The 21386-nt window shown below is 66.8% G+C and carries 24 protein-coding genes; 10 read left to right on the top strand and 14 right to left on the bottom strand.

Annotated features, from left to right (window positions below; all coding sequences use genetic code 11):
* Positions 1 to 3: 3 nt before the first annotated feature.
* Entirely contained in the window at positions 4 to 507 is a 504-nt protein-coding gene (locus tag ACX12F_RS06340; protein ID WP_459368774.1) for a SixA phosphatase family protein, read from the top strand.
* An 81-nt stretch (positions 508 to 588) separates the two neighbouring features.
* On the opposite strand, the gene ACX12F_RS06335 is transcribed toward ACX12F_RS06340, so the two are convergent.
* Together ACX12F_RS06335 and ACX12F_RS06330 are read right to left on the bottom strand one after the other, a co-directional pair.
* Positions 589 to 1128 (bottom strand): DUF3558 domain-containing protein, encoded by a 540-nt coding sequence (locus ACX12F_RS06335; protein WP_138229071.1) that lies wholly within the window; start codon positions 1126 to 1128, stop codon positions 589 to 591.
* Positions 1125 to 1640 carry a DUF3558 domain-containing protein gene (locus ACX12F_RS06330; RefSeq protein WP_459370259.1) on the bottom strand — a complete coding sequence of 172 codons (516 nt, stop codon included), beginning with the start codon at positions 1638 to 1640 and terminating at the stop codon, positions 1125 to 1127. Before ACX12F_RS06330 ends, ACX12F_RS06335 begins: the two co-directional genes overlap by 4 nt.
* Positions 1641 to 1787: 147 nt before the next feature.
* Here ACX12F_RS06330 and ACX12F_RS06325 point away from each other — a divergent pair, with 147 nt between their 5' ends.
* Positions 1788 to 3521 (top strand): ABC transporter ATP-binding protein, encoded by a 1734-nt coding sequence (locus ACX12F_RS06325; protein ID WP_459368773.1) that lies wholly within the window; start codon positions 1788 to 1790, stop codon positions 3519 to 3521.
* A gap of 20 nt (positions 3522 to 3541) precedes the next feature.
* Positions 3542 to 5410: an ABC transporter ATP-binding protein gene (locus ACX12F_RS06320; protein WP_459370258.1), complete on the top strand. Its 1869-nt coding sequence runs from the start codon at positions 3542 to 3544 to the stop codon at positions 5408 to 5410.
* A gap of 164 nt (positions 5411 to 5574) precedes the next feature.
* Here the strand turns inward: ACX12F_RS06320 and ACX12F_RS06315 are convergent, their stop codons facing one another.
* The 5 genes from ACX12F_RS06315 to ACX12F_RS06295 all read right to left on the bottom strand — a co-directional run bounded on the left by ACX12F_RS06315 (position 5575) and on the right by ACX12F_RS06295 (position 8950).
* The gene (locus tag ACX12F_RS06315; protein ID WP_459368772.1) at positions 5575 to 6813 is read right to left on the bottom strand and encodes an HNH endonuclease; all 1239 of its coding nucleotides are present in this window, start codon (positions 6811 to 6813) and stop codon (positions 5575 to 5577) included.
* 256 nt (positions 6814 to 7069) lie between these two features.
* Positions 7070 to 7522: a methyltransferase family protein gene (locus ACX12F_RS06310; protein ID WP_459368771.1), complete on the bottom strand. Its 453-nt coding sequence runs from the start codon at positions 7520 to 7522 to the stop codon at positions 7070 to 7072.
* A gap of 66 nt (positions 7523 to 7588) precedes the next feature.
* Positions 7589 to 8062 (bottom strand): glucose-6-phosphate dehydrogenase, encoded by a 474-nt coding sequence (locus ACX12F_RS06305; RefSeq protein ID WP_459368770.1) that lies wholly within the window; start codon positions 8060 to 8062, stop codon positions 7589 to 7591.
* 65 nt (positions 8063 to 8127) lie between these two features.
* Positions 8128 to 8679 carry an ATP-binding transcription factor AbmR gene (locus ACX12F_RS06300; RefSeq protein WP_459368769.1) on the bottom strand — a complete coding sequence of 184 codons (552 nt, stop codon included), beginning with the start codon at positions 8677 to 8679 and terminating at the stop codon, positions 8128 to 8130.
* A 67-nt stretch (positions 8680 to 8746) separates the two neighbouring features.
* Positions 8747 to 8950 carry a hypothetical protein gene (locus ACX12F_RS06295; protein WP_459368768.1) on the bottom strand — a complete coding sequence of 68 codons (204 nt, stop codon included), beginning with the start codon at positions 8948 to 8950 and terminating at the stop codon, positions 8747 to 8749.
* A 99-nt stretch (positions 8951 to 9049) separates the two neighbouring features.
* On the opposite strand from ACX12F_RS06295, the gene ACX12F_RS06290 reads away from it, so the two are divergent.
* Positions 9050 to 9253, top strand: a complete 204-nt coding sequence (locus tag ACX12F_RS06290; RefSeq protein WP_459368767.1) for a cation transporter — start codon at positions 9050 to 9052, stop codon at positions 9251 to 9253.
* Complete coding sequence (locus ACX12F_RS06285; RefSeq protein WP_459368766.1) at positions 9250 to 11370, top strand: heavy metal translocating P-type ATPase; 2121 nt, start codon at positions 9250 to 9252, stop codon at positions 11368 to 11370. The genes ACX12F_RS06290 and ACX12F_RS06285 overlap by 4 nt, the downstream gene beginning before the upstream one ends.
* Here the strand turns inward: ACX12F_RS06285 and ACX12F_RS06280 are convergent, their stop codons facing one another.
* Complete coding sequence (locus tag ACX12F_RS06280) at positions 11371 to 12171, bottom strand: glycoside hydrolase family 16 protein (protein ID WP_459368765.1); 801 nt, start codon at positions 12169 to 12171, stop codon at positions 11371 to 11373.
* 57 nt (positions 12172 to 12228) lie between these two features.
* The gene (locus ACX12F_RS06275; protein ID WP_459368764.1) at positions 12229 to 13308 is read right to left on the bottom strand and encodes an adenylate/guanylate cyclase domain-containing protein; all 1080 of its coding nucleotides are present in this window, start codon (positions 13306 to 13308) and stop codon (positions 12229 to 12231) included.
* Positions 13309 to 13350: 42 nt separating this feature from the next.
* On the opposite strand from ACX12F_RS06275, the gene ACX12F_RS06270 reads away from it, so the two are divergent.
* Positions 13351 to 13839, top strand: a complete 489-nt coding sequence (locus ACX12F_RS06270) for a DNA-deoxyinosine glycosylase (protein ID WP_459368763.1) — start codon at positions 13351 to 13353, stop codon at positions 13837 to 13839.
* Between the two features lie 75 nt (positions 13840 to 13914).
* Complete coding sequence (locus ACX12F_RS06265) at positions 13915 to 14877, top strand: esterase family protein (RefSeq protein WP_459368762.1); 963 nt, start codon at positions 13915 to 13917, stop codon at positions 14875 to 14877.
* Here the strand turns inward: ACX12F_RS06265 and ACX12F_RS06260 are convergent.
* Together ACX12F_RS06260 and ACX12F_RS06255 are read right to left on the bottom strand one after the other, a co-directional pair.
* Positions 14874 to 16265, bottom strand: coding sequence for an amidase (locus ACX12F_RS06260; protein ID WP_459368761.1), 1392 nt, complete (start codon positions 16263 to 16265; stop codon positions 14874 to 14876). The genes ACX12F_RS06265 and ACX12F_RS06260 overlap by 4 nt on opposite strands.
* Before the next feature lie 17 nt (positions 16266 to 16282).
* Positions 16283 to 17110: an AraC family transcriptional regulator gene (locus ACX12F_RS06255; protein ID WP_459368760.1), complete on the bottom strand. Its 828-nt coding sequence runs from the start codon at positions 17108 to 17110 to the stop codon at positions 16283 to 16285.
* 27 nt (positions 17111 to 17137) lie between these two features.
* Between ACX12F_RS06255 and ACX12F_RS06250 the strand changes: the two genes are divergently transcribed.
* From ACX12F_RS06250 to ACX12F_RS06240, 3 genes are read left to right on the top strand one after another with little or no spacing between them, the layout of a single operon-like run.
* Positions 17138 to 17605, top strand: coding sequence for a VOC family protein (locus tag ACX12F_RS06250; RefSeq protein ID WP_459368759.1), 468 nt, complete (start codon positions 17138 to 17140; stop codon positions 17603 to 17605).
* A gap of 23 nt (positions 17606 to 17628) precedes the next feature.
* The gene (locus ACX12F_RS06245; protein WP_459368758.1) at positions 17629 to 18075 is read left to right on the top strand and encodes an HIT family protein; all 447 of its coding nucleotides are present in this window, start codon (positions 17629 to 17631) and stop codon (positions 18073 to 18075) included.
* Positions 18072 to 18518 carry a nitroreductase family deazaflavin-dependent oxidoreductase gene (locus ACX12F_RS06240; RefSeq protein ID WP_459368757.1) on the top strand — a complete coding sequence of 149 codons (447 nt, stop codon included), beginning with the start codon at positions 18072 to 18074 and terminating at the stop codon, positions 18516 to 18518. Before ACX12F_RS06245 ends, ACX12F_RS06240 begins: the two co-directional genes overlap by 4 nt.
* Here ACX12F_RS06240 and ACX12F_RS06235 read toward each other — a convergent pair.
* Genes ACX12F_RS06235 through ACX12F_RS06225 form a run of 3 tightly spaced genes read right to left on the bottom strand, consistent with a single transcriptional unit; the run spans position 18515 to position 21383 of the window.
* Positions 18515 to 19567 carry an LLM class flavin-dependent oxidoreductase gene (locus ACX12F_RS06235; RefSeq protein ID WP_459368756.1) on the bottom strand — a complete coding sequence of 351 codons (1053 nt, stop codon included), beginning with the start codon at positions 19565 to 19567 and terminating at the stop codon, positions 18515 to 18517. The genes ACX12F_RS06240 and ACX12F_RS06235 overlap by 4 nt on opposite strands.
* Before the next feature lie 3 nt (positions 19568 to 19570).
* Positions 19571 to 20401 carry a uracil-DNA glycosylase gene (locus ACX12F_RS06230; RefSeq protein WP_459368755.1) on the bottom strand — a complete coding sequence of 277 codons (831 nt, stop codon included), beginning with the start codon at positions 20399 to 20401 and terminating at the stop codon, positions 19571 to 19573.
* Positions 20402 to 20429: 28 nt separating this feature from the next.
* Complete coding sequence (locus ACX12F_RS06225) at positions 20430 to 21383, bottom strand: oxygenase MpaB family protein (RefSeq protein ID WP_459368754.1); 954 nt, start codon at positions 21381 to 21383, stop codon at positions 20430 to 20432.
* Positions 21384 to 21386 lie beyond the last annotated feature (3 nt).

Raw genomic sequence — 21386 nt, 5'->3', positions numbered from 1 at the left:
CGGGTGACGGGAACCCGAACATTGATCCTGCTGAGGCACGCGAAATCCGACTATCCCGAAGGTGTCGCCGACCACGACCGGCCGCTGGCCAAGCGCGGCATCCGCGAGGCGGCACTGGCCGGGGAGTGGATTCGGCAGCATCTACAGCCCGTTGACGCCGTCCTGTGCTCGACCGCCACCCGAACCCGGCAGACGCTCGCCCACACCGGGATCGACGCACCCGTGACGTACGTCGAACGCCTCTATGATTCGACGCCGGGCAGCACCATCGGCGTCATCAACGACGCACCGGAGTCGGCGAACACGCTGCTGGTGATCGGCCACGAACCGGTCATCTCATCAGTCGCCCTGGGTTTGGCGTCGCCCGACACCAGTGACCGCGAGGTGACCGAACAAATTGCGATGAAGTACCCGACATCATCGATCGCGGTCCTGCACACCGACCGGCCGTGGGCAGAGCTGGAACTGGGCAGCGCCACGCTGGTGGAGTTCCACATCCCCCGGTAGAACTGCCGCACTCTCCCCCGCGAGCGGGAGGTGCCCCCACAACGCGACTCGTCCCTCGCCGCTTGATCGTCGTACGGCGGGTCAGGAGTTGGTGGCGAGCGTCAGCTCCATCAGCTTGGTGGCCATACCGCAGGTGTCCGCACCCGGCCCCTGCGGGTTCACCCACCAGCCCACGACACCGGCGGCGTCGCTGGCCACACCGCACGAACCGTTGGGGTCGTTCGGGTGCATGATGATCGACTTCACGCCGGCGATCGCCTTGTTCTCGTACTTGTAGTTGAGGTGCTGGGCGACCTTCGTCTCCTCGTCGAGGCTGCCCTGCTCGTACCAGAACCGGGTGATGTCGATGAGGCCCGCGGACTGGTTCAGCGCCTGCCAGCGGCAGACCGCACCCACGAAGGTGCTCTGGATGTCCAGCGGGTCGGCACCGACCGTCTTGGCCAGCACGTCGTTGGTCAGCACATCGCACTCTTTGAGCAGGTTGGGGTACGAGTCGGCCGAATGCTCACTGCCGCCGCCGGCACCTTCCTTCATCGCGGTGCCCTCGACCGACCGCGCGCATCCCACGAGCGCCAGCGCAGACATCACGACGACGGCTCCAGCCAGTTTTCGCTGTGTCATTTCGCGTTCGCAATCGATTGCCGGGAGAGTTCCTTCGCGATGTCACACGGGTCGGGGAAGGGTTTCTGGGAGAAGCTGATGGACCATTCGATGAAGTCGTCATCGAACTGGATGCCGACCTCACACAGGCTCTTGCCGATCATCGGGTCCTCACCGAGTGCGACGAAACCGGAGTGGCCCTGGATGTTGATGTCGTTGACGTCGGCGCGCGTGCGTTCCTCGGTCTTGCGTTCGCGGCCGATTGGGCTGCCCCGATACCAGGTGAACGAGAAGTGCGGACCGAGGATGCCGCCATTGACCAGCCACTGGCAGCCGACGGAGTTCTTCGCGGTGTTGACGAGGCCGGCGACCTGGGTCAGCTGGCTGACGGTCTGATCACTGACGCCGCCGCACACCGGGAACATCGGGCCGTGCTTGGCCGGGCCCGCTGCCGACGGGCCCGACGGGCCGCCCGCGGGAGCGCCGCCGCTGCTGCTGCCCTGGTCCGAGCAGGCGGACATCGCCGGAATCATCGCCGCGGCAAGCACGGTCGCGGCGGCGGTCTTCACCTGTCTGCGGGTCACGCCATGCACTGTAGCGGCAGGTTCGGAGGTCAACCACCGACAGGCCGACTGACCTGGTCTTTCTACAAGCTTTCCCGGGTGTGCCACAGTAACCGCATGCTCTGGGCACTGCTGCGGCAGTACACGAGGCCGTATCGGCGGCAGCTGACGGTGGTGGCGACGCTGCAACTGATCAGCACTCTGGCCTCGCTGTATCTGCCCACACTCAATGCCCGGATCATCGACCAAGGCGTCGCCCGCGGCGACACCGCCGTCATCGGGCGACTCGGCGGCGTCATGCTGGGTGTCAGCGCGCTGCAGGTGCTGTGCGCGATCGGCGCGGTCTATTTCGGTTCCCGCGCCGGTATGGGTTTCGGCCGCGACCTGCGGTGGTCGGTATTCCGCCGGGTGCTCGGCTGGTCCAATGCCGAGGCTGTGCGCTTCGGGGCGCCCACACTGATGACACGCACCACCAACGACGTCCAGCAGATTCAGGTACTGGTGCAGATGACGTGCACCATGCTGATCACCGCGCCCATCATGAGCGTCGGCGGCATTGCGATGGCCGTGCACCAGAACGCCGGGCTGTCCTGGCTGTTGCTGGTCAGCGTGCCGGTGATGGCGATCTGCAACTACCTGATCATCTCGCGCCTCTTGCCGTTGTTCCGCAGCATGCAGCGGCTGATCGACAACATCAATCGGGTGCTGCGCGAACAGCTCACCGGCATCCGCGTCGTCCGCGCGTTCTCTCGGGAAGACGACGAACGCGAACGGTTCGCCAAGGCCAACCACGCGCTGACCGACACCACCCTGACGGTCGGCCGGTGGCAAGCGCTGATGCTGCCGGCGACGACGCTCGTGGTGAACCTCTCCAGCGTTGCGGTGATCTGGTTCGGCGGCATCCGCATCGACCACGGCCAGATGGAAGTCGGCTCGCTGATCGCCTTCCTGTCCTACTTCATGCAGATTCTGATGGCCGTGTTGATGGTGACCATCGTGCTGGTGATCCTGCCGCGGGCATCGGTGTGCGCCGAGCGGATCACCGATGTGCTCGCGACCGAGCCGACGATCGTGGCGCCCGCTGCGCCGGTGGTGCCGGACATCCGGCGCGGGGAAATACAGGTGGCGGCAGCCACCTTCGGGTATCCCGGGGCCGACGACCCTGTGCTGCACGGGGTTTCGCTGACCGCGCGGCCCGGGACGGTGACGGCCATCGTCGGATCGACAGGGTCGGGAAAGTCGACGCTGATGGCGCTGCTGTGCCGGATGTATGACGTCACCTCCGGCGCGGTACTGGTCGACGGCGTCGACGTGCGGGACTACGACCCCGAACAGCTGTGGTCGATGATCGGCGTGGTGCCGCAGCGCGGGCACCTGTTCTCCGGCACCGTCGCCGACAACCTGCGGTTCGGCAAGGCCGACGCCACCGAGGACGAGATGTGGGCCGCGCTCGGTGTCGCGTCGGCTGATTTCGTGGCGGACCATCCCGAGGGACTCGGCATGCCGGTCGCTCAGGGCGGCACGAATTTCTCCGGTGGCCAGCGCCAACGTCTGGCCATCGCCCGCGCGGTGATCCGCCGGCCGGCGGTGTATCTGTTCGACGACGCGTTCTCGGCCCTGGACGTCCACACCGATGCCCGGGTGCGGGCCGCGTTGTCGGCGGTGGCTGCCGATGCCACGGTGGTCATTGTTGCCCAGCGTCTTTCGACGGTCGCCGCCGCCGATCAGATCGTCGTACTGGACAACGGTCAGGTAGTGGCCGCCGGAACGCACTCCGAGCTGATCGAGTCTTGCCCGGTGTACCGCGAATTCGCGCAATCGCAGGCGGTTGTGGCCGGAGGCGTGGCGTGACCCGGCCGCCGTCGGCCGCGATGCTGGCTTCGGGCCAGCGGTCCGAGAACTTCCTGGGCACGGTGCTGCGGCTGGTGAAACAGCTGGCACCGCAACGCACCCGGGTCATCGTGGTGATGCTGTTGGGCACCGCGGGGATCGCGGTCGGCGTGGTCGGGCCACGCATCCTGGGCCATGCCACCGACCTGTTGTTCAACGGCGTACTGGGCCGCGGCTTGCCGGCGGGGATCACCCGCGAGCAGGCAGTGGCCGCGGCTCGGGCCCGCGGCGACAACACTTTTGCCGACCTGCTCGCAGGATCCCACGTGGTCCCGGGACAAGGTGTCGACTTCAATGCGATCGGTCATGTGCTGACCATCGCCCTGCTGCTCTATCTCGGTTCGGCGCTGATGGTGTGGGCCGAGGCGCGGCTGCTCAACACCATTGTCCAGCGCACCATGTTCACGCTGCGCGCCCGCGTAGAGGACAAGGTGCACCGGCTACCGTTGTCCTACTTCGATTCCCGGCCCCGGGGCGAGATTCTCAGCCGGGTCACCAACGACATCGACAACGTCCAGACCTCGCTGACGATCACCGTCAGCCAGCTGTTGACCTCGGCATTGACAGTGGTGGCGGTGCTGGTGGCGATGATCTGGATTTCGCCGCTGCTGGCGTTGATCACAGTGCTGACTGTGCCGTTCACGTTGCTGGCGACGCGGGTTATCACCAAGCGTTCGCGACAGCAGTTCATGGCGCAGTGGCGCAACACCGGCCGGCTCAACGCCCACATCGAAGAGACCTACAGCGGCTTCACCGTGGTCAAGACCTTCGGGCACCGGGCGCTGGCCGAAGCGAAGTTCCGCGAGCTGAATGACGATGTGTACCAGGCGAGTTTCGGCGCACAGTCGCTGTCCGGCCTGGTCTCCCCCATCACGACGTTCATCGGCAATATCAGCTACGTCGGCGTCGCGGTGGTCGGTGGCATCCAGGTGGCGACCGGGCAGATCAGCCTCGGCAGCATTCAGGCGTTCATCCAATACGTACGACAGTTCAATCAGCCGCTGACCCAGATCGCGTCCATGTACAACACCATGCAGTCCGGGATGGCCAGTGCGGAGCGGGTTTTCGAGTTCCTGGATGCGGACGAGGAAATCGCTGAAGCGGCGCCGGCTCCCGTTCGCTTGGCGGACGCAACGGATCGGGTGGAGTTCGAGCGCGTCAACTTCTCCTACGTACCCGGCAAGCCGGTGATCGAGGACCTGTCGTTCGTCGCTGAACCGGGCAGCACCGTGGCCATCGTGGGGCCGACCGGGGCCGGCAAGACCACGCTGGTGAATCTGCTGATGCGGTTCTACGAACCCGCATCCGGCCGAATCCTGCTGGGCGGTCGCGACATCGCCACGATGAGCCGAGCCGAGTTGCGGTTGCACATCGGCATGGTGCTGCAGGACACCTGGCTGATCGGCGGCACCATCTACGACAACATCGCCTACGGACGCCCGGACGCCACCGAGGCGGAAGTCATCGAGGCTGCCCGCATCGCCCGCGTCGACCATTTCGTGCACACCCTGCCGAACGGCTATCAAACGCGGCTGAACGAAAACGGCGTGAACATCAGCGCCGGCGAGAAGCAGCTGATCACCATCGCCCGAGCACTGCTGCGGCAACCCCAGCTGCTGATCCTCGACGAAGCCACCAGTTCCGTCGACAGCCGCACCGAGCTGCTGATCGCCCAGGCCACCGCAGAACTGCGCCGCAACCGGACGAGTTTCGTTATCGCGCACCGGCTTTCCACCATCCGCGACGCGGATCTGATCCTGGTGGTCAAGGCCGGCCGGATCGTCGAGCGCGGATCCCACGAGGAGCTGCTCCATCGCCGCGGGGCCTACTGGGCAATGACGCAGGCCTGACGGTCGCGTGGCCGGTCCCAACTGAGCCGAGCGTCAGGATGGTGGCAGTCCACATTCCGCGGTGTGCGGGCCTGCTGACTCGGCTCCGCCGCCGAAGCAGCAGGCCCGCGATCCGCCTATCACTGTTGAATTATCAAGGTGCGCAGAAGATTCGAGGCCGTGCGTTATGCGGCCACGTCCAGTCGCATGGTGCGGCGGTTGTAGGCCGGGATGGGTCTGCGGTGCGGGTCCACGGCCGCGGGTGGGATGAGCCAGGGGTGTCTGTCCATCCCCATGACGACGTCCCAGCCGTCGTGATGGACATTGGCGTGACACGCCGGGCACAGCAGGCAGCCGTTGCTCAGGCTGGTTTGGCCGTGGTGGGTCCAGTGCACGATGTGATGGGCATGGGTACGCCCGGGAGGTGTGCCGCATTTGATGCAGCATTGATCCCGCAGGTACAGCGCTTTGCGCAGCGGCGCCGGGAACAACCGTTTATCGCGTCCCATGTCCAGGGGTACCTGTTCGCCGTCCACGATCACCGTGGTGACAGTGGTGTCGCAGGCCAGCCGGTCCAGCGTCGCCATGCTGATCGATCCCATGAACTCGAGTTGGGCCAGGTCCGGCGCGTCAGCAGGCACCGTCAGCAGCAGTTGGGTGCGCGGCGCCGACGCGATATCCCCGCCACGCGCGGCGATATCGAGCACCGCCTCCAGGGCATCAGCGCGCCGCCGCCCCGCCGAACGGACATCAGCGGTGCCGTCCGGTTCGGGCCGCGGCGCCGACCACTGCTCCATCGCGGCCACGAATTTCGCACCCACCTCCGCATCCAGATCCGCCCGCACCTGCAGGCGCCCGTCGCTGGTCACCCGGTGATCGACGGTGTTGATCGACCGGTCCTCCGCCGCAGGCAGCCCACCCTCAGAGGCGGCCAGTCGGTTGCCCAGCCGCCGGGCCCGGTCCCCGATCTGGGCGGGGGTGGCCCCGGAGAAGAACTGCCCCACCAGATCGGTCACCTGCCCGAACCGGACCTCCTCATCCACCGGGCCCGGTGCGCGGGCCCGAATATGGTTGATGCCCTTGACGATCGCATCCACATGCTCACCGGAAATCGCCCCATCCGCGGCGTGGGCGGCCAGCGTCGGCAACGACGGTAACGCCCCACCGATACGCACCATCCGCTCCGCCACGCTCGGTGCACACCCCAACGCGATTAACAACTCCCGCAGCGTCCGCCCCTGCGAAGCCGCAACCCCACACCGATCCAGCACCCCGGTCACCGTCGCCGCCAGATGATCGATCACGCCGCGTAGCGTCACCAGCACCCGCATCGACTCGAGAGCGTCGTCTCCGGTGATGTCATCCGGAACGCCCAAACCTCGGGCAATGTCGAGGCTGGTAGCGAGATCCACTGCGATTCCCATACCACATCCTATCGAACAAACGTTCGAACAACAATGGATGTGATCGTCGGATATTGCGATGCATCAGGACATCGGTGACAGTTCGGGTTGCCTTGGCCGTGACACCTGCGCCCGAGCCTCAGGCGGAGGCTGTCGACACAGCATTGCCCCCGTGCCCCCTGACGATCTCGCATGGGCGGATCACACGCTCCGAAACGGACCCCGCCGCGGTGCTCCAGCGACAGACCCGGCACGAACACCCCGAGACGTGGCAGCCCTACGGCCGATACGGGGTGACCCGCGGCAGCCACGCGGGCACCGATTCGCAGTAGCGGCGGTAGTCCTCGCCGAACTGCGTCTGCAGCGTGGGCTGCTCGTAGAAGAACACGAACGCGGCCGTCATCAACATGAAAAGCACTGCGTACCAGAGCAGCACGGCCTGACCGAGAACCAGCGCCTGGCCGACGATGACGGTCGCGACCGCGAGATACATCGGGTTACGGACGAACCGGTGCGGCCCCGTCACCACCAGACACCGAGTAGGCGCCGCAGGCAATGGCGTACCCAGGCCGTCACTGGCGAATTTGTAGATCGCAATGAGCAGCACCGGGAGCCCGAGTGCAATCAGAACAACTCCGGCAATCCACGCTCCAGAGAGCCCGAGGAGGTCGCCCCGCCGCCAACCATCGGTGAGCAGATACGGAATCACCCCAGCCATGGTCCCGGGCACGATGACAGTGAAAACCGCACTGCGCATGAGGCCTTGACGTCGACGAGACGCCAACGAACCCATGACTCAGGCCGCGAACGCAGACGTCAGTTGAACCCGGATCACCGGATCGGAGTCGAGACGATGCCGTAGCGCACTCTCGAATTGCCAGATGGACGCGAGATCGTGGTCCAGTCGGCAGTCCACGGCCGTCGCCGCGCCCGACGGCGGCGGACTGTCGGCGATGTGGTCCGCGACGGGTTCGAGCAAGGTCCGCGGCGCCGCGAGGTAGTAGCCGGGATTCGGACCGCCGACCTCGGCCGCGTACAGCAAGCCGTGCTCAGTGATGACGATGTGCGTGGCCAGCACCCGCACCGGCCCGTGCCGTTCCGCGGCGCCCCACTCCTCGGCCGCCAACCGCCCCTGGATCACGTGTAGCCGCACGTCGTCGGTCAGGAATGTCGTGAAGTCACCCGGCCCGAGCACACGGGCAGACGCGAGATCAGCATCCAGGCCGCCGCACAGCATCTCACCGATGTAATTGAACAACCGATCGTTCATGACGCGCTCCCATCGGGCCGGTCCCTTGAGCGTGCACCCGCCCGATGGCGAACGTCAATGGTTATTCAGAGCTGCGGGCCCTCGGCACGAAGGTCGTCGACCGCGGTCATCGCGTCACGCAATTTTGCGAGCCATTCCTCGGCATGCTCACCAACGAGCCGTACCGACCAGGCCAGCGCATCGGAACGGGACCGCGCCACCCCGGCGTCGACCAGAGTGTCGAGCACCTGACGCTCCGGCTGCTTGAGTCGGGTCATCACAGGAACGGCCAAGTGAGTGAAGAGGGTTCGCTCCGAGTCCCCCACCGATACACCCCAGGCGACTTTGCGGCCGTAACGGGCTTCCGCCTCATCGGCGATTCGCATGCGCTCAGACCGGGTCTCTTCGCGGAAGCGCGCGACGCGCCCGGATGCCCGAGCAGCGGTTTCCGGGTTCTCCGCCTCGGGCAGTCGCCCGATGACGATGATCTCCTCGCGGTCGACCGTGACGTCCGGGTCTCCGGCGAACCACTCTTCCGGAAGCCGACCGGCGAACCAATCGGCGGCGTCGCCCGCGTCGGGCTGCTGCGCTTGTTGCCAGCCGCCGCGGCGGTCCTGGCCAGAATGACGTTGTCTCATGCTTACATGATTACATCGTTACAGTTGAAAGAAAACGGCCTTTCACCCCAGGCGAACACTGGTTTCGTCAGAGGTTGCGCCGCAGCATCACACCGCCGGCCACGAGCAGCGCGAGCGCAAGCAACACCGCCCAACCGGTGCCCGCGAATACGCCCACGAGGACGACGGCGATGATCGCGGGCGAGGCCAGGAACAGGATCATGCCCGGGTGCTGCTTTGCGACAGCCAGAGCGCTCTTGGCCCGAACGGGGTCGATTTCCTTGCGTGCCATGGGAACCAGAATGCCACCCGGCCCGACTTGAAGACGGAGGAAGGCCGAGACTCACCTCATAGCCCTACCTATACCCCCTATGGGTATATACTCGGGGCCATGAGTCAGGTACTTGAAGTTCAGGGAATGTCGTGCGGCCACTGCGTCGCGTCCATCACGTCAGCTGTCGAGCCACTGCCGGGCGTGACCGGCGTCGAGGTGGACATCAAGGCGGGAACCGTACGCGTTGATGGTGAGCCCGACCGGGCCGCCGTTGCCGCCGCGATCGAAGACGCCGGATACGACGTCGTCCAACCAGCATGACCACGTCGGTCACGCTGTCCGTGGGCGGTATGACGTGTTCGTCATGTGCCGCCCGAATCGAGAAGCGGCTCAACCGGATTGACGGAGTTCACGCCGCCGTGAACTTCGCGACCGAGCAGGCGGCCGTCACTTACCCGGACAGCGTGACCACCGACGACCTCGTGGCGGCCGTGGAGGCCACCGGCTATACCGCGAGCATCGACAAGGCCGATACGCCAACCGAAACGGCATACCTACCGCGGCTGTTGGTGTCCCTTGCCCTGACCATTCCGGTGCTCGCCCTGTCGATGATCCCGGCCCTGCAGTTCCCGCACTGGCCGCTGTGGGCGACGGCGCTCACCACCCCGGTGGTGCTGTGGGGCGCCTGGCCGCTGCATCACGCCGCGTGGATCAACCTGCGGCACGGCGCGGCCACCATGGACACCCTGGTGTCGCTCGGCGTTCTCACCTCGTACCTGTGGTCGGCATGGCTGCTGACCACGGGCAGCGAGCACCTCTACCTGGAGGTTGCCGCCACCGTCACGACGCTGATCCTGGCCGGCAAGTTCTTCGAGACCCGCGCCAAGCGGCAATCCGGCGCAGCGTTGCGCGCGCTGCTCGATCTCGGCGCCAAGGACGTCGCGGTACTCCGGGACGGCCACGAGGCCCGGGTGCCCATCGAACAACTGGCGGTCGGCGACACCTTCGTGGTCCGCCCCGGCGAGAAAGTCGCCACCGATGGCGTGGTGATCAGCGGGACATCCGCGGTCGACGCGTCGATGCTGACCGGCGAATCGGTCCCCGTCGAGGTCGGCCCCGGCGACCAACTCGCCGGAGCGACGGTGAACGCCGGTGGGCGCCTCGAGGTTCGGGCCACGCGCATCGGCGCGGACACCCAACTGGCGCAGATGGCGCGCTTGGTCGCCGATGCGCAGAGCGGCAAGGCCGAAGTCCAACGCCTCGCCGATCGGGTGTCGGCGGTGTTCGTACCGGTGGTCATCGGACTGGCGCTGCTGACGCTGATCGGCTGGCTGGTCGCCGGCGGCGGCTCGGTCAGCGCCGCACTGACCGCCGCCGTGTCGGTGCTGATCATCGCGTGCCCCTGCGCACTCGGGCTGGCCACGCCGACGGCACTGCTGGTCGGCACCGGTCGCGGCGCACAACTGGGCATCTTGATCAAGGGTCCGCAGGTGCTCGAATCGACCCGCAAAGTCGACACCGTCGTGCTGGACAAGACCGGCACGGTGACCACCGGAAAGATGACGGTGACCGCGGTACATACCCAGTCCGACAACGTGTTACGGCTCGCGGGTGCGCTGGAGCACGCCTCCGAACACCCCATCGCCCAGGCCGTGGCAGCCGAAGCGGCGCGTTCGGCCAATGATGCGCTGACCACGGTCACGGACTTCGTCAACCACGACGGTCGCGGCGTCACCGGCGTGGTGGACGGTCACGATGTCGCCGTCGGGCGGTACAGCTGGCTGGCCGCGGAGGCCGCGCCGGAGCTGCAGACCGCCGCACGCACCGCGGAAGCCGAGGGTCGCACGCCCGTGTGGGTGGCGATCGACGGTGTCATCGCAGGCGTCATCGTGGTCTCGGACAAGGTGAAAGACACTGCCGCCGAGGCCATCGCCGATCTCAAGAAACTGGGGCTGACGCCCGTGCTGCTGTCCGGCGACAACGCCCGCGCGGCCGGTGCGGTGGCGGCCGAAGTCGGCATCGACACAGTGATCGCCGAAGTGCTGCCCGCCGACAAGGTCGACGAGGTCAAGCGGCTGCAGGACCAGGGCCGGGTCGTGGCGATGGTCGGCGACGGCGTGAATGATGCTGCCGCCCTTGCCCAAGCCGACCTGGGACTGGCGATGGGCACCGGCACCGACGTGGCGATCGAGGCCTCGGACCTGACCCTGGTCAGTGGCGATCTTCGCGCAGCGGGCGACGCCATCCGGCTGTCCCGAGCCACGCTCAAGACCATCAAGGGCAACCTGTTCTGGGCGTTCGCCTACAACGTCGCGGCGATCCCGCTGGCGGCCATGGGCCTGCTCAACCCGATGATCGCCAGCGCGGCAATGGCTTTCAGCTCGCTGTTCGTCGTGAGCAACAGCCTGCGACTGCGCAGCTTCAAGCCCAGCCGGTAGCTACCAGATCCGGACCCAGTCGATCAGCATCTCCGCCGGGTACGTGCCGGGGCCGGGATCGCCGCCACCAGAACCCGCGACCGCGAGGTCGATGATCGGGAACAGAGTGTAGCCAGGATCGTTGAAGTGCCAGTTGGGCAACGACTTTGCCGGCACGTTGAAGTACGGCTGGGCACCGTCGGTGTAATCCAGCCAGAACCGGATGCCCGCGTCGTCCCATTGGCACCGCCACGTGTGCCAGTTGCTGTCCGGTGCGATGGTGTGCGAAACATGTTCGCCGCCATTCAGATTCGCGTGCACAGTGGTGCCGGGAGCCCAGCTCCCGTTGCCGTACCACTCCATGATGTCCACCTCGCCGCCGACGACAGGATCGCTGTTGGCCAGGTACCAGGCCGGCCAGCAACCCGGCGTCAGACAGTTGAGCTTGATCCGGGCCTCGAAGGTGTGGCCGATGCCGGCGTGGAAGGTACCGAAAATCTTGCCGCTGTAATAGGTGTTGCCGTCCTTCGCGGCGCGGATCACCAGGTTCGACTTGCCGTCCAGGAAAAGGTTCTTGCGGTCGTTGCGGTACTGGCCGACGTGCTCGGGCAGCTCCCAGTACGTCGGGTCCTTCATCGATTCGCGGGCCGTCGCGATCTCCCATTTCGAGGTATCCGGCGCCGATCCGGCCGGTCCGTCGAAGTTGTCCTCGAAGATGAGCTTTCCAGGCGTATCGGCCCGGGCCTCGGTGATCGGGAGCGTGGCGGCCAACAGGCCCAACCCCGCCATCGACATCATGCTGCGACGATCAATGTCTGGCATGCCTACCCATGTAAGCGGCGTCGCGGCCAGGGTGCAAGTCGGGGTGCGGCACCGCAGCTAGTCCACAGCGCGTCGGGCGCGGAACAATTTCACCTCGTCACGGATGCCTTTGAGCCGTCGCGCACCGGCGAATGACCAGTCGAAACCCGGTGCCTCACCGACCGCCTCACGAGCTGATTCAGCCAGGAGGACGGCACCGGGGCGGGCCACGCCCGTCACGCGGCTGGCCTGGTTGACGGGGCTACCGAACCAGTCCCCCGCCCGGCTCACGGCCACCCCGGTTGCCATGCCGGCCTTGAGCCGCGGTAGCGCTTCGTCCTCATCGGCCGCGGCGACCAGCTGTAGCAACACGTTCAACAGGGGTACCGGCTCGGCGCTGACGAGCATGACCTCGTCACCGATGGTCTTGACGAAGCGCACCGGCGGCTCAGCGAGATCACGGGCGAGGTCGGCCAGCCGCTGCGACAACTTCTCCAGATCCTCCGGCGGCAGCTCCTCGCCAAGACTGGTGAAGCCGACCAGATCGGCGAAGGCGACCGACACCTGCCCGGAGCCCGGCAGCGGCCGCCCGGCGATCCGCTCGCTGGCGCTGACCTCCTCCTCCAACAACGCGTGCAACAACTGGGTACGCAGCATGTCCCCGATCATCGGGCCGAGCAGCGGCGCAACCTCGCCGATCAGCGCGGCCGTCGCCTTCGCGCCGTCGAGTTCGCTGACCCCCGGCTGCAGGATCGCGGACAACCCTGCGAAGCGCATCACCTCGACGGTGCGGGAGAGGCCTTCGGCCATGACCTGAACCACGGCGATGACCTGGTCCTCGGGGAGCCCTAAACGGAGAAACCGTTTGGCGTACCCGATCAGCTCGCTGTCGACCGGCAGGTGCAGCGCCGCGTCGACATCATCCGTGCGAGGCCGACCGGCTGCATGCAGAATCCGTTGCAGGAGGTCCAGATCCACGCCCCACTGCGCGCTGATCTGACGAGCCGACAGCCTGGTGCCGTCATCACCCAATGCCCGCCGAGACGGCAGCAGCGTCGGTGCGAACGCCTCGGTGATCTGCTCCTCGGTGAACCCCTCGGACAGCAACCATGCGGTCAGCTCATCGGGCTCGGCTGGCTCGGCAGTGTGTTCGCTCACCCGGCCAACCTATCGTGCCTGGCAGTCCCGCAGAATGGACGCATGACCGAGCAGGAGATGCCGCTGCGCACCGGGCTGCCGGCGGTGGTCGGTTCCGCCCCACGAGTGCTGATCCTTGGCTCGTTCCCCAGCGAGAAGTCGTTGGACACCGGCGAGTACTACGCCAACACGCGCAACCAGTTCTGGCGGCTGTTGGGCGCGCTCCTCGGGTTCGACGCACAGCTGCCGTATGCCGAGCGCATCGACGCCGTCACCGGCGCCGGGGTGGCGCTGTGGGACGTTGTGCACAGCTGCCGGCGGGTCGGTAGCCTGGACGCGAACATCGATCGGAAAACGTTGGTACTCAACGACTTCAACGCCTTCTTGGCAGAGCATCCGACGATCGAGCGGGGATTGGTCAACGGACTGACGGCGTACACGTTGTTCCAGCAGGCCGACGTTGCACTGCCAGCGACTCGGCTGCCGTCGAGCAGCGGAGCACTGACCATGTCGTTCACCGAAAAACTCGCCGCATGGCGAGTAGTCGGCTGACGTTTCACCTGCGCCGATCGGGGTATGCCGGCCGAATGCGGTGTGCATCCGCATCCGGACCCAGGGGGTTTACCCATGTCACGCATCACTACGAAGCTGCCGGGATTCACGAAGTTTCTGGGTGCGGCGCTGACGGCGCTGACGATCGGTGGCCTGATCGCAGCGACGCCTGCCGGCGCATTCTCCCGGCCAGGACTACCCGTCGAATACCTGAACGTCCCCTCGGCGGCCATGGGCCGCGACATAAAAGTCGAGTTCCAGGGTGGCGGTCCCCACGCCCTGTACCTATTGGACGGTCTGCGCGCCCAAGATGACACCAACGGCTGGGACATCAACACCCCGGCCTTCGAGTGGTACAACGGTTCGGGCCTGTCGGTGGTCATGCCGGTCGGCGGCATGTCGAGCTTCTACACCGACTGGTATCAACCGGCCGTCGGCAACGGAACCACTCAGACCTACAAGTGGGAAACCTTCCTGAGCAGTGAATTACCCGCCTGGTTGGCCGCCAACAAGCACGTCTCGACCGGCGGTAACGCCGTCGTCGGGCTGTCGATGAGTGGTTCGACCGCCCTGATCTACGTCGCCTACCACCCCGACAAGTTCCGGTACGCCGGATCCCTGTCGGGCTTCCTGAACCTGTCCGACTCGTTCTGGCCATCGATGGTCGGGCTCGCGATGAACGATTCCGGCGGCTTCAACCCCGGCCCGATGTGGGGCCCGCCCGGTGACCCGGCGTGGGCGCGCAACGACCCGACGGTCAACGTCGGCAGGATCGCTTCGTCCGGCGCACGACTGTGGGTGTACTGCGGCACCGGCACGCCAGACGATCTGGCGGGCGCGACAAGCGGTGTGCCGCAGCAGTTCCTGGAGAGCTTCACGCTCGCCTCGAACACCAAATTCCAGAGCGCCTACCAGGCTGCGGGTGGCCACAACGCCACCTTCGACTTCCCGCCGACGGGTACCCACACCTGGGCCTACTGGGGTCAGCAACTCCTGCAGATGAAGCCGGACATCCAGGCCACGCTCGGCGCGCGCTAGCAGCCCACGGGTGGCCGACGATCAGCCCAGGGCCGGGCAGCTTCGAGCTGCGCACTCAGCGACAATAGCGTCGCCTCGTCAAACGGCCTGCCCACCAGCTGGATCGAGGTCGGGATACCGCTGCCGTCCAGTCCCCAGGGCACGACCGCTGCCGGTTGGCCGGTGACGTTGAACATGGCCTGGAACGGCACCCGCGCCGCGACCGACGCCAGGGTGGCGACGGCACCGCGGCGCTGGTATTTCCCGATCCGGGACGGTCCGGACGCCGTCCCCGGGGTGATCACCACGTCGACAGTGTCGAACACCGACTGCACCCGTGCGGCCAGCGCAGGTTCAGCGGCCCGGATCGCATCGATTCGTCGCTGGGAGATGAGCCCACCGATCCTGGCGAAGGCCCGGGTCCGGCGGTCCAACCGCTCCGGGTGCGGCAACGCCGACACGTCGTCGTACACCCCGCGGAAGTACCGCGGCAGGGCGTGCCCGTACACCGCTGACACCGGATAGTCGGGGTCACGCTCGACGACGTCGTGACCCAGTTCCCTCAGGAGCGCCCCCGCCTGCTGCACCGCCGCGCGTTGCTGCGCTCCCACCCGCGCGGTCACCAACGGAGGCACCTTGGTGCTCAACGCAATTCGCAGGCATCCGGGTGGCCGTCGGGCGGCCTCGACGAAGCCTCCGTCGGTGGTGGTGGTGGTGGCGGCGTCCAGGAACACGGCGGCGTCTTCCACGGTGCGGGCCAGTGGCCCGTACGCCACCAGACCGCACCACGAATCGTCGTGTGGGCTCATGGGAATCCGATCGCGCTGCGGTTTGATGCCGAACAACCCGCACCACGTGGCCGGAATCCGGATCGAGCCCATGCCATCGGAACCCAGCGCCATGGCAGCCAGACCGGCAGCGACCGCCGCGCCACTGCCGCCGCTGCTGCCGCCCGGTGCGAAACCCGGGTTCCAGGGATTCCGTGTCGCGCCGTAGGTCAGCGTCTCGGTGAAGGGCCAGATCATCATCTCGGGCACCGAGGTCTTGCCCAGGATCACCGCGCCGGCGGCGCGCAGGCGGCGGATCACCTCCGCATCCGCGGCAGCGGCCGGTCCATGGGCGGTGCTGCCGTAGGTCGTCAATTCGCCCGCCACATCGGTGTCGTCCTTGACGGCGATCGGCACGCCGAGCAGCGGTAGCCGTTCCCCCGCGTCCAGCCGGGCCTGCGCGGCCCGCGCCTGCGCCCGGGCACTGTCGGCCAGAACAACCCGGTAACAACGCAATTCGGGGTCGATACGCCGGATCCGGTCCAGATACAGTTCCACGAGTTCGGGCGCGCTCACCGCGCCGGCAGCGAGCAGCCGGGCCTGCTGGGCGGCGCCGGCGAAGGCCAGATCACGAGGGTCCATGCGGCGCAGACTACCTATCATCGGCGATGTTTTGTGGCGTACTCCCCTGGTGTGCAGCCGAGCATGGCCCGGAAGTCGTTGATGAAATGCGCCTGGTCGTACCAGCCCAAACGCACTGCCAGATCGGCGAAATCGAGATCCGGGACCGCCTCGATCTGTAGTGCCGCATGCTGCAGGCGGTAGCGGCACAGCACCCATTTGACGGGTACACCGACGTAGCGGCGGAACACTCGCTGGGTGGTGCGCTCGCTCCAGGGAGACAGCGCCATCACCTGTTCGACGCGGTGCAGCTGCAGATCCTTGCTGACCTGGTCGAGCAACGCCAACAGGTCGCGGTAGGTGGTGTCCGCGTCGGTACGGTCGCCGATCGCGTCATCGAGGGCAGCTGCCGCCTGTTCGATATCGTCGGCGAAAGACATTGGTGCGCCGAATAATTCGTCGTCAGCAGGTAGGACGCGGCCCGTCAGGGCGCCGGCGTCCCGGCCGAACCGGGCCGCGAACCCACCGGGCCGGAACCGCGCTCCCACCACCGAGCCCGACTCAGACAGCGTGGTGGTGAACACCCGCTCGACCACACCGTGCACCAGCGTCGCCGGCAACGGGTGACCGTGCCGAACGTCATCGGTGCCCCACTCGTGGGTCAGGTGCACCGCGGGAAACGTGATGACGGTGCTGTCGAACGGCTCCGCGTCACGCAAATCCCAGGTGACCGACCAGAAATTCTCAACCCAGACGGCCGCCGCGGCAGACGGTTGCCATTGCCGCAGGTCGAACACCGAGCCCGTGCCGGCACGGCCGACCACACCCAGCCTCGGAGCTGTTGTCGGGTTTTTCCAAGCCGCCACATCATCGACCCTACGAAACTGGGTGCCATGAGCGTGCAACCAATTCCCCAGGGCTACACCAGCCTCACTCCTTTCCTGGTGATTGACGGGGCCGCCGCTGCCATCGACTTCTACGTCGAGGTGTTCGGTGCTCGGCTGATCGAGAAGATGGACGCGAGTGACGGCACCGTGGCACACGCCGAACTGGACTTCGGCACCGGCCGGCTGCAATTGTCCGGTCCCAACCCCGACTACGAGCTGATCGCGCCGCCGTGCAGTGGGCCCGTCACCCACTCTGTGGTGTTGTACTGCCACAACGTCGACGCAGTCGTGGACCGGGCCGAACGCGCCGGTGCGACCATCCGGGAAGCGGCACAGACTTTCGTCACCGGCGACCGGTTCGCGTCGATCATCGATCCGTTCGGTCAGCGCTGGGCCGTGATGACGCGCGTCGAAGAGGTCGACGCCGCCGAGCGCGACCGCCGGTTGTCGGAGTGGGCGGCCACCAACGTTTGACCTGCCTGGCCTACCGTGGACTGATGGCCTGTGTGTTCTGCGACATCATCGCCGGGGAGGCGCCTGCGATCCGCGTTTACGAGGACGACGACTACCTGGCGTTCCTGGACATCCGGCCGTTCGCCCGCGGCCATACTCTGGTGGTCCCCAAACAGCACTACGAGAACCTGGTCGACACCCCGCCGGACGTGATCGCCGGGCTGGCCAAACTCGGGCAACGCATCGCGCAGGCCTCGCGCGAGTCCGGTTTGCACGCCGACGGCAACAACATCGCGATCAACGACGGCAAAGCCGCATTTCAGACGGTTTTCCACATCCATCTGCACGTCGTCCCACGGAAGACCGGCGACAAGCTAGCGTTCGCCAAGGGCATGCTGTTGCGCCGTGATCCGGACCGGGAAACCAGTGGAAAGATCCTACTGGAGGCGGTGGCGCGGCTGTCCGATCCGCAGGCAGACTTGAGCACATGAGCATGCCCTTGTGGGAGAAATACCTCGGCCTGCCGTTGCTGAAAATGCACGACCGGATCTACCAGAAGACGGAAGGCCGGATCGGGCACCAGTTTCCCGGTGTGCCACCCAGCCTGCTGCTGCATACCGTCGGCGCCAAGACCGGACTGGCCCGCACCACGTCACTGACCTACGCCAAGGACAGCGAGTCCTACCTCGTGGTCGCATCCAAGGGCGGCGAGCCGACGGCACCCGGGTGGTACTTCAACCTCAAAGCCAAGCCCAACATCGAAATCAACGTCGGGACAAAACGATTCCCGGTCACCGCCCGTGTGGTCGGCAAGGACGACCCGGACTACGCGCGGCTGTGGCAGGTCGTGAACAAGAACAACGCCAATCGGTACGCGGGCTATCAGAAGCGCACCACCCGGCCGATCCCGGTGGTCGCACTGACGCCACGTTAGAGCAGCTGCTCGGCCAGGAGCCGCAGCGTGGTCTCGCGCGCCGGCGCGGTGGCTGGATCGCAGCCCCGGCGCGCGGCGGCGACGGGGCTGACCATCACCTCGTCGACACCGAAATGCGATGCCAGGTCCCGGATTTGCTGGGCAGCCTCGCCTGGCGAGCCGACAACGGCCCGCTCCATCCCGGCGGCCACGATGGCCTGCTGAGTAGCGGTGAGCTGGTTGTTCTCGGAGTCTTCGACCAGGTCGAGCGGGCGCAGCGGTTCGCCGGTCCGCAGCCACGCCATCATCTGCAAGTTGGGCCGGATCAGCTGTTCGGCCTCGTCGCGGGTCTCCGCCACGCAGGCATTAACGGTCATGAATGTCGTTGGCTTCTCGGCGAACTCGCTGGGCCGGAATTCCTCGCGATAGGTGGCCAGCGCCTCTTCGGTGCCCTGGCCGGAGAAGTGGTGGGCAAACACATACGGCAGCCCCTTGGCTGCGGCAAGATGCGCCGAATACATCGACGAGCCGAGCAGCCACAGTTTCGGCGGGCTGACGGCGGCCGGCGTCGCCTTCAGAATATAGTTCTGGTCCAACAGGTTTCGGCCTTCGAGCGACACCTTGACGCCGCCGGGGCTCATGAGCGCGACGACGTCGTCGAGATACTCGGGAAAGCGGTGGATGTCCTCGTCGGTGCGCCCGGCCGGGCCGCGCAGCGCTATCGAGGTGACGGGGTCGGTGCCCGGCGCCCGTCCGACACCGAGGTCGATGCGCCCGGGCGCGGCCGCCTCCAGCAGCGCGAATTGTTCTGCGACCGCCAGCGGTGCGTGGTTTGGCAGCATCACACCGCCCGACCCGAGCCGGATCTGCGCGGTCTGGGCAGCCAGGTAGCCCAGTACGACCGGCGGGCTGGTGGCGGCAACCGCGGGCATGTTGTGGTGCTCGGCGACCCAGTAACGGGTGTAGCCCAGCTCGTCGGCGACCTTGGCGAGGCGCACGGTGGCGGCGAAGGCGTCGGCGGTGGACTGGTCGCTGCGGACCGGGATGAGATCAAGGACGGACAACTGCACGATTTAATCCAACCCTTTCTCACCCGATGCGATTCCCTTGGCCACGGTGAACACGTCATCGAGCATGGCCGGGGTGAGCCTGCCGGTGAACGTGTTCTGCTGGCTGGGGTGGTAGCAGCCGAGCAGACGACGCCCGTCGGGAAGCGCGGCCAGCGCGCCGTGGCCGAACTTCGGATAGGGCCGTCCCGCGCCGGTCAGGTCCAGCGCGGCCTTCCAGGCGAAGCCACCGAGCGCGACGACAACGCGGACGTCCTGGCTCGTCAGTCGCCACTCCGCGCTCAGCCACGGCTCGCACGTATCGCGTTCGGCCGGCGTCGGGGCGTTGTCGGGCGGCGCGCACCTCACCGCGGCGACCACGCGAATATCGTTGAGGGTCAGCCCATCTGCCGCATCAAGACTCTCGCCGCTGCTGGCCAGGCCGACGCGGTGCAGGGCCGCGAACAGAAAATCGCCTGAGCGGTCACCCGTGAACACCCGGCCCGTGCGGTTGGCCCCGTGCGCGGCCGGCGCCAGTCCCAGTACCCAGATCCGCGGCCGGTCCACCCCCAGACCCGCCGCCGGCCGGCCCCAGTACGGCTCGCCGGAATAGGCCTTGCGCTTGGCCACCGTCCGCATGGCGACGTCCTCACGCCAGGTGACCAGGCGGGGACACCCGCGGCAGACGGATACCTGGGCGTCGAGATCCGCCACCTCGGTGCAGCGGCGGGCCCTGGCCCGGACCTGAGCCGCGGTGCGGGCGACGGGGGTCTCGGCGTCGGCCGGGTCCCCGGGCCAACCCGAGCCGGCCGGCACCGGGGACGGGAACAACACTCCGGTTCGGGGATGCGGCAGCACCCCCAGATTCTGCGCCCCGTCCGCGCGGCTAAGCAGCGAAGCTGTCTAATTGCACGCGGTGATAGGCCGACCGCAGCCGCTCGTAGCGGTACCGGTTGTACGCCAACGGGTCGAGAACGACGGCCCGTGGCAGATGCCGCCAGGCCAGCCTCGTCGCCGACAGGTACAGGGCGTATTCCAGGCGGTTCAATGGCGTCGATCGAATGCCGAGCAGTTCCCGCATCTTCGGGTGGGCATGACGCTGACCCAACACCTTGGGCACGCGCAGTGCGATCGGCGTCAACGCGCCCCAGAACGGCAAAACGAGCCTTCGCAACCGCGTCGGGAGCAGCGCGGGCACCGGAAGCGTGTCAAAGCTGTCGTCGGCGTATTGCAGAAATGCGTTGTCCGCCAAGCACTCCTCGGCGACCCGGTCGTAGTACGCCAGCATGTCGGCAAGCGTTTCCGGCAGCTTGGCCCGCGAGCTGGGCAGCTCCAGATAGCTCGTCATCCACCGCAGGGTCTGGTAGACGACCTCGCGTTGCTCAGCGTCGAGATCCTCACCACGGATGGCGACATAGCCCCGGTAGAACAGGTTCAGCGAGCTGATGGCGATCCAGTTCCACAGTTCGGGGTCGAGCGCGCTGAATCTGGTATCCGAGAACTCGCCGTTGCCGGTCCCCCGCACGCCGGCGTGCAGCCGTTTGAGCTCCTCGGTATCGAAGCGGCGGTCCACCTCGTCGCCGAACAGCATCAACATTCCATACGCCAGCGAGCGGATGCCCCGGTCGGTGAAGTTCTCTTGAAATCGTCCCGACCAATCGACCGCTGCCGCGATCGGGCGGTACGCCACCTGGTCGAGTGCCAGGCGCCCGAAGAGACCGAGACTCAGCGGCGAGCCCAGCCACCACCGGACGTCAGCGGCCAGCTCGGCATGCGGCTGGCCCGGGGCCCATGGCTCAACTGCCGCGTCAACGGAGGTTGCCGTGCTCGTCATGGCCAATCC

It is taken from the genome of Mycolicibacterium sp. HS_4_1, from assembly GCF_054515875.1.
The sequence above is the reverse complement of the archived record's forward strand: the minus strand, read 5'-3'. Positions and strand labels throughout refer to the sequence as shown.

Bases quoted from the DNA above. Each gene is read 5' to 3' on its own strand.
- ACX12F_RS06330 (WP_459370259.1), bottom strand. From the start codon at position 1,640: ATGATTCCGGCGATGTCCGCCTGCTCGGACCAGGGCAGCAGCAGCGGC.
- ACX12F_RS06335 (WP_138229071.1), bottom strand. From the start codon at position 1,128: ATGACACAGCGAAAACTGGCTGGAGCCGTCGTCGTGATGTCTGCGCTG.
- ACX12F_RS06290 (WP_459368767.1), top strand. From the start codon at position 9,050: ATGAGTCAGGTACTTGAAGTTCAGGGAATGTCGTGCGGCCACTGCGTC.
- ACX12F_RS06270 (WP_459368763.1), top strand. From the start codon at position 13,351: ATGACCGAGCAGGAGATGCCGCTGCGCACCGGGCTGCCGGCGGTGGTC.
- ACX12F_RS06325 (WP_459368773.1), top strand. From the start codon at position 1,788: ATGCTCTGGGCACTGCTGCGGCAGTACACGAGGCCGTATCGGCGGCAG.
- ACX12F_RS06315 (WP_459368772.1), bottom strand. From the start codon at position 6,813: ATGGGAATCGCAGTGGATCTCGCTACCAGCCTCGACATTGCCCGAGGT.
- ACX12F_RS06280 (WP_459368765.1), bottom strand. From the start codon at position 12,171: ATGCCAGACATTGATCGTCGCAGCATGATGTCGATGGCGGGGTTGGGC.
- ACX12F_RS06295 (WP_459368768.1), bottom strand. From the start codon at position 8,950: ATGGCACGCAAGGAAATCGACCCCGTTCGGGCCAAGAGCGCTCTGGCT.
- ACX12F_RS06320 (WP_459370258.1), top strand. From the start codon at position 3,542: ATGCTGGCTTCGGGCCAGCGGTCCGAGAACTTCCTGGGCACGGTGCTG.
- ACX12F_RS06265 (WP_459368762.1), top strand. From the start codon at position 13,915: ATGTCACGCATCACTACGAAGCTGCCGGGATTCACGAAGTTTCTGGGT.
- ACX12F_RS06240 (WP_459368757.1), top strand. From the start codon at position 18,072: ATGAGCATGCCCTTGTGGGAGAAATACCTCGGCCTGCCGTTGCTGAAA.
- ACX12F_RS06285 (WP_459368766.1), top strand. From the start codon at position 9,250: ATGACCACGTCGGTCACGCTGTCCGTGGGCGGTATGACGTGTTCGTCA.
- ACX12F_RS06245 (WP_459368758.1), top strand. From the start codon at position 17,629: ATGGCCTGTGTGTTCTGCGACATCATCGCCGGGGAGGCGCCTGCGATC.
- ACX12F_RS06305 (WP_459368770.1), bottom strand. From the start codon at position 8,062: ATGAACGATCGGTTGTTCAATTACATCGGTGAGATGCTGTGCGGCGGC.
- ACX12F_RS06260 (WP_459368761.1), bottom strand. From the start codon at position 16,265: ATGGACCCTCGTGATCTGGCCTTCGCCGGCGCCGCCCAGCAGGCCCGG.
- ACX12F_RS06250 (WP_459368759.1), top strand. From the start codon at position 17,138: ATGAGCGTGCAACCAATTCCCCAGGGCTACACCAGCCTCACTCCTTTC.
- ACX12F_RS06300 (WP_459368769.1), bottom strand. From the start codon at position 8,679: ATGAGACAACGTCATTCTGGCCAGGACCGCCGCGGCGGCTGGCAACAA.